13 protein-coding genes and 1 pseudogene are annotated in these 11,051 nt (G+C 72.2%); 1 reads left to right on the top strand and 13 read right to left on the bottom strand.

Annotation, left to right across the window (positions count from 1 at the left end; translation table 11 throughout):
- The 13 genes and pseudogenes from J0670_RS17225 to pgsA form a co-directional block, all read right to left on the bottom strand.
- Positions 1 to 403, bottom strand: a pseudogene (locus tag J0670_RS17225) (protein translocase subunit SecD); the annotation flags it as partial.
- Between the two features lie 148 nt (positions 404 to 551).
- Positions 552 to 959: a preprotein translocase subunit YajC gene (gene yajC, locus J0670_RS17220; protein WP_307806555.1), complete on the bottom strand. Its 408-nt coding sequence runs from the start codon at positions 957 to 959 to the stop codon at positions 552 to 554.
- Between the two features lie 259 nt (positions 960 to 1,218).
- The gene (ruvB, locus tag J0670_RS17215; RefSeq protein ID WP_243437132.1) at positions 1,219 to 2,289 is read right to left on the bottom strand and encodes a Holliday junction branch migration DNA helicase RuvB; all 1,071 of its coding nucleotides are present in this window, start codon (positions 2,287 to 2,289) and stop codon (positions 1,219 to 1,221) included.
- Between the two features lie 55 nt (positions 2,290 to 2,344).
- Positions 2,345 to 2,956 (bottom strand): Holliday junction branch migration protein RuvA, encoded by a 612-nt coding sequence (ruvA, locus tag J0670_RS17210; protein WP_207812483.1) that lies wholly within the window; start codon positions 2,954 to 2,956, stop codon positions 2,345 to 2,347.
- Positions 2,953 to 3,504, bottom strand: a complete 552-nt coding sequence (ruvC, locus tag J0670_RS17205; RefSeq protein ID WP_207812482.1) for a crossover junction endodeoxyribonuclease RuvC — start codon at positions 3,502 to 3,504, stop codon at positions 2,953 to 2,955. The genes ruvA and ruvC overlap by 4 nt, the downstream gene beginning before the upstream one ends.
- A gap of 182 nt (positions 3,505 to 3,686) precedes the next feature.
- The gene (locus J0670_RS17200) at positions 3,687 to 4,445 is read right to left on the bottom strand and encodes a YebC/PmpR family DNA-binding transcriptional regulator (RefSeq protein WP_049651428.1); all 759 of its coding nucleotides are present in this window, start codon (positions 4,443 to 4,445) and stop codon (positions 3,687 to 3,689) included.
- A gap of 89 nt (positions 4,446 to 4,534) precedes the next feature.
- Positions 4,535 to 5,152, bottom strand: coding sequence for a pyridoxal 5'-phosphate synthase glutaminase subunit PdxT (gene pdxT / locus J0670_RS17195; protein ID WP_207812481.1), 618 nt, complete (start codon positions 5,150 to 5,152; stop codon positions 4,535 to 4,537).
- 94 nt (positions 5,153 to 5,246) lie between these two features.
- Entirely contained in the window at positions 5,247 to 6,158 is a 912-nt protein-coding gene (gene pdxS, locus J0670_RS17190; protein ID WP_207812480.1) for a pyridoxal 5'-phosphate synthase lyase subunit PdxS, read from the bottom strand.
- Between the two features lie 129 nt (positions 6,159 to 6,287).
- Complete coding sequence (locus J0670_RS17185) at positions 6,288 to 6,788, bottom strand: hypothetical protein (RefSeq protein ID WP_207812486.1); 501 nt, start codon at positions 6,786 to 6,788, stop codon at positions 6,288 to 6,290.
- Between the two features lie 98 nt (positions 6,789 to 6,886).
- Entirely contained in the window at positions 6,887 to 7,255 is a 369-nt protein-coding gene (locus J0670_RS17180; protein ID WP_207812479.1) for a 5-carboxymethyl-2-hydroxymuconate Delta-isomerase, read from the bottom strand.
- Positions 7,256 to 7,308: 53 nt separating this feature from the next.
- Entirely contained in the window at positions 7,309 to 8,493 is a 1,185-nt protein-coding gene (locus J0670_RS17175) for a glycosyltransferase family 4 protein (protein WP_207812478.1), read from the bottom strand.
- A gap of 40 nt (positions 8,494 to 8,533) precedes the next feature.
- A complete protein-coding gene (locus J0670_RS17170) occupies positions 8,534 to 9,502 on the bottom strand; it encodes a phosphatidylinositol mannoside acyltransferase (protein ID WP_307806554.1) in 969 nt (322 codons plus the stop codon).
- A gap of 16 nt (positions 9,503 to 9,518) precedes the next feature.
- Entirely contained in the window at positions 9,519 to 10,166 is a 648-nt protein-coding gene (gene pgsA, locus J0670_RS17165; RefSeq protein WP_207812477.1) for a phosphatidylinositol phosphate synthase, read from the bottom strand.
- A 253-nt stretch (positions 10,167 to 10,419) separates the two neighbouring features.
- Here pgsA and J0670_RS17160 point away from each other — a divergent pair.
- Positions 10,420 to 11,051, top strand: a 632-nt coding sequence (locus J0670_RS17160; RefSeq protein WP_207812476.1) for a GTP-binding protein, incomplete at its 3' end; no start/stop codon positions are given.

The raw sequence follows: 11,051 nt of genomic DNA, 5'->3' as shown, positions 1-11,051 counted from the left end.
CGGTCACGCCGCTGGGCGCCACGGCCAGGACCGGGCGGAAGAACAGCTTGGCGGTGGTACCCACCTGGTCCGCCGCGTTCTGCCGGTCGCCACCCTTGGGGATGTTCACGATGATCGTGTCCGAGCCCTGGGTCTGGACCTCCGCCTCGGAGACACCCATCCCGTTCACCCGGCGCTCGATGATCCCGACGGCGATGTCCATGTTGGACTTGTTGAGCGCCTTGGGGTCGGTCGACTTCGCGGTCAGCGTGATGCTGGTGCCGCCTGCGAGGTCGATTCCGAGCCGGGGTTTGGTGTTGCCCGTCCCGAACATGAGGGCGACCAGTCCGACGGTGACGACCAGGATGAGGGCCAGTGCCCGCCCTGGGTAGCCGTCGCGCGGGCGCGACTTGGGTGTTGCCACCTTGCTCGTTTCTCCCTGTCCATGCCACGTCCCCGACCGGCCCCCCGTCCGGCTCGTGGCTGAACGGGGGGCCTGGCGGCTCTGCGGCCCTGAGGTCCTGTGGGCTCGCGGCGCTGTGCCGCGCGACCGGGCGGGTTGCCCGGCCGTACTACTTGCTCGCGGGAGCCCCGCCCTCGGCATCGCCCTTCTCGGCGCTGTCCTTGGTCAGCGTCAGCGGCTTGTCCTCGACCGGCGCGGCGTCGGCGTCCTCGGCCTCCGGCTCGGACAGCTCGTCGTCGGCGGGGCGGCCGTTGATGATCGCGTCGTACTCCTGGGGGTCCAGGACGGCGGCGATGGCGCTCTTGGTGAAGTGGGTGACCACCCCGGGCGCGATCTCCAGCTCGACGGTCTCCTCGTTCACCGCCTTCACCTGGGCGTACAGGCCGCCGATGGTGCGCACCCCCGCCCCGGGCTCCAGCGACGTCTGCACCTGGTTCATCTGCTGCTGGCGCTTCTTCTGCGACCGGAACAGGAGAAACATCACGAGCACGAGGGGGAGAAGGATGATGAGGTTCACTGCAGCCAGGGTCCTTTACGGGCCGCCGGCTGGCGGCCTGTGTGGTATGGGTCGGCCCGTCAGGTGAGAGGGGCGGTCCGGCGGAGTCTAGGCGACCCCGAACTGATCGGACAACGCCAAGCATCGCATCCTGCCGCCGAAAGTGGCGACCCTCCGCCGGTACGGTTTCCCCGGGCTTCGCCCCCGGCTCCTCCGTGCGCCACTTGGCCCACCCGGAGCGGGAACCCGCAGACGGTGTCACCCGTTCAGCGCAGGCAGGTCAACTTTCGTCCGCGGGGAACAGCTCCGGCTGGGCCGTCGACCTGCCGCGAGTGGTCTGGACCGGTGGGGTCAGCCCGAGGTGTTGCCAGGCCGCGGCGGTGGCGATCCGCCCGCGCGGGGTGCGGGCGAGCAGGCCCTCGCGGACCAGGAAGGGCTCGGCGACCTCCTCGACCGTCTCGGACTCCTCCCCCACGGCGACCGCGAGGGTGGACAGACCGACCGGTCCGCCGCCGAACAGTCGCAGCAGCGCGTCCAGCACCGCGCGGTCCAGCCGGTCCAGACCGCGGGCGTCCACCTCGTAGACGTCCAGCGCCTGGGCGGCGATCCCGGCGGTGACCACGCCGTCGTGCCGGACCTGCGCGTAGTCGCGGACCCGGCGCAGCAGCCGGTTGGCGATGCGCGGGGTGCCGCGCGAGCGCCCGGCGATCTCGGCCGCACCGGCCGCGTCTATCTCGACGTCCAGCAGCGAGGCCGAGCGGTGCACCACCCGCTGCAGCTCGGCCGGGGCGTAGAACTCCATGTGCCCGGTGAAGCCGAAGCGGTCGCGCAGCGGGGGCGGCAGCAGACCGGCCCGGGTGGTGGCGCCGACCAGGGTGAAGGGCGGCAGCTCCAGCGGGATGGCGGTGGCGCCCGGGCCCTTGCCGACGATCACGTCGACCCGGAAGTCCTCCATCGCCATGTAGAGCATCTCCTCGGCGGGACGGGACATCCGGTGGATCTCGTCGAGGAAGAGCACCTCCCCCTCGGTGAGCGAGGAGAGGATCGCCGCGAGATCGCCCGCGTGCTGGATGGCCGGGCCGGAGGTGATCCGGATCGGGGCGCCCAGCTCGGCCGCGATGATCATGGACAGGGTGGTCTTGCCGAGCCCGGGAGGCCCGCTCAGCAGTACGTGGTCGGGCGCGCTGCCGCGCTTGCGGGCCGCCTGGAGCACCAGGGACAGCTGCTCGCGCACCCGCTCCTGGCCGATGAACTCGTCCAGCAGCTTGGGGCGCAGCGCCGCCTCCACCGCCTGGTCCTCACCGTCGGCGGCGGCCGTGACCAGCCGGTCCACGGGTTCCGGGTCGTACATCCTCGCGGGCTCCAAAGTCTCCAGAGTCGACAAACGGACAGATCGTCAGGTGGACTCAGCGGGCGCGGTTGAGACCGCGCAGCGCCAGCCGGAGCAGGGCGCCGACGTCCGGCGTCCCCTGCGCCTCCGCCTCCGGCGTGACGGCCGTGACCGCCTCGTCCGCCTCGCGCGGGGCGTAGCCCAGGCCGGTCAGCGCGGAGTGCAGCTGCTCGGTCCACGGCGCCGGGCCGCTCGCGATCGGCTTCTGCGCGGGCACCGCGCCGTGCGGGGCTCCCAGCTTGTCCTTGTACTCCAGCAGCAGCTTGGCCGCCTTCGCCTTGCCGATGCCCGGCACCGCGACCAGCGCCTTCTCGTCGCCGCCGGCCACCGCGGCGCGCAGCGCGTCGGGGCTGTGCACGCCGAGGATCGCCTGCGCCAGCTTGGGACCGACGCCCGGCGCGGCCTGGAGGATCTCGAACACGGCGCGCTCGTCGTCGTCCGCGAAGCCGAACAGGGTCAGCGAGTCCTCCCGGACCACCAGCGAGGTCGCGAGCCGGGCCGGCTCGCCCAGCCGCAGGCCGGCCAGGGTGTTCGGGGTGCACTGCACCGCCATGCCGACCCCGCCGACCTCGACCACCGCGAGGCCGGAGGAGATGGCCGCCACGGGCCCTTGCACGAAGGCGATCACCGGATGGTTCCTTTCAAACGCGTGGAGCCGGGGACGGAGCGGGCGGCCCGGACGGCGGCCTCCAGCCGGTTGGTCGCCCCGCCCCGCCAGATGTGGCAGATGGCCAGCGCCAGCGCGTCGGCCGCGTCGGCGGGCTTGGGCGGCTCGTCCAGCCGCAGCAGGCGCTGCACCATGGCCGTGACCTGGGCCTTGTCGGCCCGGCCGGAGCCGGTGACGGCGGCCTTGACCTCGCTCGGGGTGTGCAGCGTGACGGGTATGCCGCGCCGGGTGGCGCAGAGCATCGCGACCGCGCTGGCCTGGGCGGTGCCCATCACGGTACGGACGTTGTGCTGCGCGAAGACCCGCTCGACCGCGACCAGGTCGGGCCGGTGCTCGTCCAGCCAGCGCTCCAGGCCCTGCTCGACCAGCAGCAGCCGCTGCCCGATCTCGGCGTCGGCGGGAGTGCGCACCACACCCACCCCGGCCATCCGCAGCGGGCGGCCCGGAGTGCCCTCGACCACGCCGACCCCGCACCTGGTCAGCCCCGGGTCCACACCCAGTACCCGCACCTCACGCCCCGCCTCTCGTCGATCGCCGCCCGCCGCCGCGCTCCGGCCCGTGCCGGCACTCCTCAGCCCATGGCGGGCGACCTGCGAAGGCTACCGCCAGGGTCCGACAACCCCGCCGACGACACCGGCCCGGCGGTCCTTGGACCACCGGGCCGGGCAGTGAGAACGATCACCCAGTGCCGTTACTCGGCGTCGAGCTGCGCACCGACCTCGTCGGAGATGTCGAAGTTGGCGAAGACGTTCTGCACGTCGTCGCTGTCCTCGAGCGCGTCGATCAGCTTGAGGATCTTGCGGGCGCCGTCGACGTCCAGCTCGACCTGCATGCTCGGGAGGAAGTTGGCCTCGGCCGAGTCGTAGTCGACGCCGGCGTCGACCAGCGCGGTGCGCACGGCGACCATCTTCGAGGCCTCGGAGACGATCTCGAACGAGTCGCCGAGGTCGTTGATCTCCTCCGGCTCCTGGTCGAGGACGACCTCGAACAGCTTGTCCTCGTCCACGCCGTCCGCCTTGGGGACGATCACGACGCCCTTGCGGGTGAACAGGTACGACACCGAGCCCGGGTCGGCCATCGAGCCGCCGTTGCGGGTCATCGCGACGCGCACGTCCGAGGCCGCGCGGTTGCGGTTGTCGGTGAGGCACTCGATCAGGACGGCGACGCCGTTCGGGCCGTAGCCCTCGTACATGATGGTCTGGTAGTCGGCACCGCCGGCCTCCAGACCGCCACCGCGCTTGACGGCGCGGTTGATGTTGTCGATCGGGACCGAGCTCTTCTTCGCCTTCTGGATGGCGTCGTAGAGGGTCGGGTTACCCGCCGGGTCGGGACCGCCGGTGCGCGCCGCCACCTCGATGTTCTTGATCATCTTGGCGAAGAGCTTGCCGCGCTTGGCGTCGATCACGGCCTTCTTGTGCTTGGTGGTAGCCCACTTAGAGTGGCCGGACATCGCCAGCTCCTTTACGTCGCCAAAGGGAAATGAACAGATGAGATCTTACCGGTGTCGTCACCGGTGAGGCGCACACGGCCTGCGGCGCCCTACGCGCCCGCGAGGTGCTCCTCGACCATCTTCACGAAGTAGGCGTGCACGCGGTGGTCGCCGGTCAGCTCCGGGTGGAAGGAGGTGGCCAGCAGGTTGCCCTGGCGCACGGCCACGATCCGGCTGTCCGGACCGTCCGCGGCGGGCAGCTCGGCCAGCACCTCGACGTCCGCGCCGACCTCCTCGACCCAGGGGGCGCGGATGAACACGCCGTGCACCGGCTCGTCGCCCAGGCCGCCGAAGGCGATCCCGGACTCGAAGGACTCGTTCTGGCGACCGAAGGCGTTGCGGCGCACCGTCATGTCGATGCCGCCGACGGTCTCCTGGTCCTCACGGCCGTCCAGGATCTTGTCGGCCAGCATGATCATGCCCGCGCAGGTGCCGTACACCGGCATCCCGTCCGCGACCCGCTTGCGCAGCGGGTCCATCACGCCGAACAGCAGCGCCAGCTTGGACATGGTGGTGGACTCCCCGCCGGGGATCACCAGCGCGTCGACCTCGGCCAGCTCCTCGGCACGGCGCACCGGGCGGGCGAGCGCGTCGGCCTCGGCCAGCGCGACCAGGTGCTCGCGGACGTCGCCCTGCAGGGCGAGGACGCCGATGACTGGAGTGCTCACGGTCTTCAACCTCAATCGATCGTTGCTACGGAAGTGCGCGGCGCGGCCCGCCGAGCGCCGAGGCGCTGCGGCGGGCCGGCACCGTAGGGGGCGGCTACCAGCCGCGGTTGGCGTAGCGCTCGGTCTCCGGCAGGGTGTCGCAGTTGATGCCGACCATGGCCTCGCCCAGGTTGCGGGAGGCGTCCGCGATGACCTTCGGGTCGTCGAAGAAGGTGGTGGCCTTCACGATGGCGGCGGCGCGCTTGGCCGGGTCGCCCGACTTGAAGATGCCGGAGCCGACGAAGACGCCCTCGGCGCCCAGCTGGCGCATCAGCGCGGCGTCGGCCGGGGTGGCCACGCCACCGGCGGAGAACAGCACGACCGGCAGCTTGCCGAGCTCGGCGACCTCCTTGACCAGCTCGTACGGGGCGCGCAGCTCCTTGGCGGCGGCGTACAGCTCGTTGTGGTCCAGGGCGCGCAGGTGGCCGATCTCGTTCTTGATCTGGCGCAGGTGGCGAACGGCCTCGACCACGTTGCCGGTGCCGGCCTCGCCCTTCGAGCGGATCATGGCCGCGCCCTCGGCGATGCGGCGCAGGGCCTCGCCCAGGTTGGTGGCGCCGCAGACGAAGGGGGTGGTGAAGGCCCACTTGTCGGAGTGGTTGACCTCGTCGGCCGGGGTCAGCACCTCGGACTCGTCGATGTAGTCGACACCGAGCGACTGCAGGACCTGGGCCTCGACGAAGTGGCCGATCCGGGACTTCGCCATCACCGGGATGGAGACCGCCTCGATGATCTCCTCGATCATGTTCGGGTCGGACATCCGAGCCACGCCGCCGTCCTTGCGGATGTCGGCCGGAACCCGCTCCAGCGCCATGACGGCCACGGCGCCGGCGTCCTCGGCGATCTTGGCCTGCTCGGCGTTGACCACGTCCATGATCACACCGCCCTTGAGCTGCTCGGCCATGCCGCGCTTGACCCGGGCGGTGCCGATCTGCGGCTGGTCTGCGGTGGTGGGGGTGGTGGACACGTGAGACCTCACTCGAAGATGAATCAGTGCTATCGCCCTATGGTAGGCAGACCGGGTGACCCCTCCATGCGCCACCAAGTCCAGCCCGGACGACGGGACACGACAAACGGGCCGTATCCGGGGGACACCTTAAGCAGGCGCGCCCTCGGGCGTGAGAGCGGGCGGCGGGGCGTCGTCCATCTCGAAGGCCATCGGGAACGGCGCCTTCCCGGCCAGCCGGAAGTACCGGACCAGCCGGTGCTCGCGCACCGCGCGCGCCGCCCGTACCGCGTCGTTGTGGAAGCGGCGGGCCATCGGCACCCGGCGCACCGCGGCCGTCAGATCACGAACCGCGTCCTCGCCACCCGGCTCGGCCACCAGCGCCGCCACCTGCTCCGGCTCCTCGAACACCGCCCGCAGCGCCAGGCTCAACTGGCTCTCCGCCACCTCGCGCTGATCGTCCTCGGCCTGCCGGGCCGCGTGCGCCGCGTCCAACAGCAGCAGCGAGGCCGCCGGATCCAGCAGCGAGGACGTCGCCAGCTCCACCGCCACCGAGGCCCGACGGACCAGCTGCGCGTCCAGCGCCGCCCGCGCCGCGTCGATCCGGGCGTGCAGCCGGTCCAACCGGCCGGCCGTCCAACTCAGGTACATGCCGAACAGCACCACGGCCACGCCGGCCCAGATCCAGGTAGTCACGGGCCGCTACGTTACCGGGTGTCACGATCCCGGCCCCGAGCTCGGCCCTGGCCTCAGCCCTGGGCGGTCGCGTTCCGGTAGGCCTCGCGGTCGATCTCGGCGATGTTCACCGCGGTGAACAGCCGGGTGCCCGGCTTCGGCCGGACGTGCTCGGCCAGCAGCGCCAGCACGCCCTCGCTCAGCGCCGCCTTCGCCTCCGGCGTACGCCCCGGGAAGATCTGGAACTCGACGTACACCTGGGCGTCGCCGGCGATCCCGCTGGTGCCCACCACCAGCTCCTCGCTCGGCCGGAACACCGTCTTGCAGGACTCCGGCTTCGCGTCGATGGTCCGCTCCGCGAGCCGGTTGATCGCCAGGCCCAGCCCCCGACGGTCGAAGTCCCCGGCCAGGCCGGCCGAGTAGTCGACGGAAATCTGCGGCATCGGTTGCCCCCATGGATGACGGTGGTGCGGTCGCCCGACCCTAACGCCGCCGATCAGTCCCGGGCCAGGCCGAACCGGCCGCGCCGACCGCTGCGCACGTCCTCCTCGACCGCCGCCGCCTCCCCCGCCGTCACCGTCTCGTACACCGCCAGGATGTCCGCGCCGACCGTCGACCAGTCGAACCGCCGCACGTGCCGCGAGGCCGCCTTCCGCAGCTCCTCCAGCCGCGCCGGGTCCCCCAGCAGCCGCAGCGCCGTACGGGCCAGCGCGTCCGCGTCCTCCACCGGGAACAGCTCGCCGGCGTCCCCGCCGTCCAGCACCTGCTTGAACGCGTCCAGGTCGCTGGCCAGCACCGGCGCGCCCGCCGACATCGCCTCGACCAGGATGATCCCGAAGCTCTCGCCGCCGGTGTTCGGCGCCACGTACAGGTCCACGCTGCGCAGCAGCCGCGCCTTCTCCCGGTCGGACACCATCCCGAGGAACTCCACCTGCGCCCGGACCTCGGGCGCCAGGCCCGCGACGGCCTCCTCCTCGTCGCCCTTGCCCGCGACCAGCAGCCGCACCCCCGGCCGCTCGGCCAGGATCCTCGGCAGCGCCGCCAGCAGCGTCGGCAGGCCCTTGCGCGGCTCGTTGATCCGGCCGATGAAGCCGATCGTGCCCGGCTCCCCCGACGCCGCACCGCCGGTCCAGCGCTCGTCCGGCTCGGCGTCCGCGAAGAAGCCGACGTCCACACCGTTCGGGATCACCACCGCGTCCCCGCCCAGGTGCTCCACCAGGGTGCGCCGGGCGTACTCCGACACCGCGATCCGCGCCCGCATCTTCTCCAGGCCCGGCTGAAGGATCGGCGAGGCCGCGATCATCGCCCGCGAGCGCGGGTTCGAGGTGTGGAAGGTGCCCACCATCGGCCCGGTCGCCGACCAGGCGGCCAGCATCGACAGGCTCGGCGAGGCCGGCTCGTGCACGTGCAGGATGTCGAAGCGCCCCTCGTGCAGCCACCGCCGCACCCGCGCCGCCGACAGGATCCCGAAGCTCAGCCGCGCCACCGACCCGTTGTACGGCACCGCCACCGCCCGCCCTGCCGAGACCACGTACGGCGGCAGCGCCTCGTCGTCCTCGGCCGGCGCCAGCACCGACACCTCGTGGCCCAGGCCGATCAGGTGCTCGGCCAGGTCCCGGATGTGGAACTGCACCCCGCCGGGGACGTCCCAGTCGTACGGGCAGACGATGCCGATCTTCACGGGTTCCTCAAGCTCCTTCGGGCAGGTCGTACGGGCGGGCTCAGGCCCCGGAGGCCTCGGCCGCGGGCTCGGAGGACCGGGCCTGCGCAGACTCCTTCGCGGCCGTCCCCCTCACCGTCTCACGGGCCGGCAGGTCGGCCAGCCAGAACTTCTGCAGCATGTGCCAGTCCTGCGGGTGCTCGCCGATCCCCCGCTCCCACACGTCCGCCATCGCCTGGGTCATCGCCAGGGTCTTCGCCTTGCGATCGCCCTCCTCGGGCGCCACCACCTCGGGGTGGATCAGCGCCCGCAGCACGGGGCCGTCGTACCAGAGCGTCACCGGCAGCAGCGCCGCCCCGGTCCGCTGGCACAGTGCCGCCGGACCGGCCGGCATCCTGGTCGCCTCACCGAAGAACGACACCTCGATGCCCGCGTCCGAGAGGTCCCGGTCCCCCACCAGGCAGACCAGCCTCCCCTCGCGCAGCCGCCGGGCCAGCGTGCCGATCACGTTCACCCCGCCACCGGTCAGCGCCAGGACCTCCATGCCCTGGCCCTCCCGGAACGCCACGAACCGGTCGAACAGCCGCTCCGGCTTCAACCGCTCCGCGACCGTGGTGAACGGATAGCCCTGCTGCGCCACCCAGGTGCCCGCCAGGTCCCAGTTGCCCATGTGCGGCAGGGCTATCACCGCGCCCCGCCCGGCCTCCAGCACCCCCCGCAGGTGCTCGAAGCCCTCGACCTGGACGTCCCGGGCGACCCTGGCCCGGCTCCACACCGGCAGCCGGAAGGACTCCATCCAGTACCGCAGGTACGACCGCATCCCGGCCCGGGACAGCGACCGCAGCGCGGCCTCGTCCAGCTCCGGACGGACCCGGCGCAGGTTCGCCTCCAGCTGGAGCACCCGCTTGCCGCGCCTGCGCCACGCGTAGTCCGCCAGCCGGTCGAACAGCCCCCGTGCCACCGGCTCCGGCAGGTGCTTCAGCACCGCCCACCCCAGCGCGTACGCCCAGTACACCAGTCGGTCCGTCACCGCAGGACGCCCCCCATCAGCTCCCGGCCGCCACTCGGTCGGCCTCGAACGCCTCCCGGCGCACGGTCAGCATCCGCTGGAACACCGTCACCAGGCTGCCCGCCGCCACCAGCCACAGCGCCACCGGCAGCAGCCACTCCACGTACGGCACCCCGAACTTGTGCAGGCCCGCGACCCCGGCCGCCACCAGGCTGGCCACCAGCCGCTCGGCCCGCTCCACCAGCCCCGACACGTCGCACGGCAGGCCCTGGCTCTGCGCCCGCGCCTTGGTGTACGACACCACCAGGCCGCTCGCCAGGCAGAAGATCGCCACCGCGCACAGCAGGTTGTCGTCGCCCTTGCCCGCGTACCACATCGCCAGGCCGCCGAAGATGGCCGCGTCCGCGACCCGGTCCAGCGTGGAGTCGAGGAACGCGCCCCACTTGGTGCTCCGGCCCAGCTGGCGGGCCATGTTCCCGTCCACCAGGTCCGAGAAGATGAACAGCGTGATCGTGATGGTGCCCCAGAAGAACTCCCCGCGCGGGAAGAACACCAGCGCACCGGCCACCGAACCGGCGGTACCGATCAGCGTCACGGCGTCCGGGCTCACGCCCAGCCGGATCAGGAACGCGGCGAACGGGGTCAGAACACGTGTGAAGAAGGCACGCGCGTATTTGTTGAGCATGGCCTTCCCAGCCGCTCCGATCTCCCAGATACCCGCCTGGCGCAGCACGCGCGGCAGGCGGCCGGACGAATGAGCACGCCCGGCGCACCCATCGTAGCCACGCCGACGACACGCTCCGGCGCACGCACCGCCGGACGGCACACCCGTCACGTCGCACACACGTGCGATCACCGGCCGGTGATACGACACGCGCCGGACCGGACCCGACCCTAAACTGCCAAAGACAGCCTCGGCGCGACGGGAGGAGACCCCGATGCCCGACCGCAGCACGGCCCGCGCCGGCCAGGCGCCCACCGTCACCGGCCCCCGGGACCTGCGCAACGTCGTCCTCATCGGCTCCAGCGGTGTGGGCAAGACCACGCTCGCCGAATCCCTCGCCCTCGCCGCCGGCGCCACCGGCCGCGCCGGACGCGTCACCGACGGCACCACCGTCTCCGACCACGAGGAGATCGAGCACCAGCAGCAGCGCTCCGTCCAGCTCTCCCTGCTCCCGCTCGAATGGAAGGGCGTCAAGATCAACCTGATCGACCCGCCCGGCCACCCCGACTTCACCGCCGACCTGCGCGCCGCCCTGCACGCCGCCGACGCCGCCGTCTTCGTCGTCTCGGCCACCGACCCGGTCACCGCCCCCACCCGCGCGCTCTGGGGCGAATGCGCCGCCGAAGGCATCCCACGCGCCATCGCCGTCGCCAAACTCGACCTCGCCCGCTCCGGCTTCGAGGACATCCTCACCACCTGCCACGACGCCTTCGGCCTGGGCCCCGACACCCTCCGCCCGCTCTTCCTGCCCGTCCTCCACGACGGACACCCCGACGGCAGCGTCGACCTGCTCACCGGCGACACCTACGGCGACACCGACCCGCTCCCCGACACCGGGCCCGCCCA

Origin of the sequence: Streptomyces sp. FH025 (assembly GCF_017427025.1) — a bacterium.
Taxonomy (GTDB): domain Bacteria; phylum Actinomycetota; class Actinomycetes; order Streptomycetales; family Streptomycetaceae; genus Kitasatospora.
Note: the sequence above shows the minus strand (reverse complement) of the source record. Positions and strands in the feature narration are given on the sequence as shown.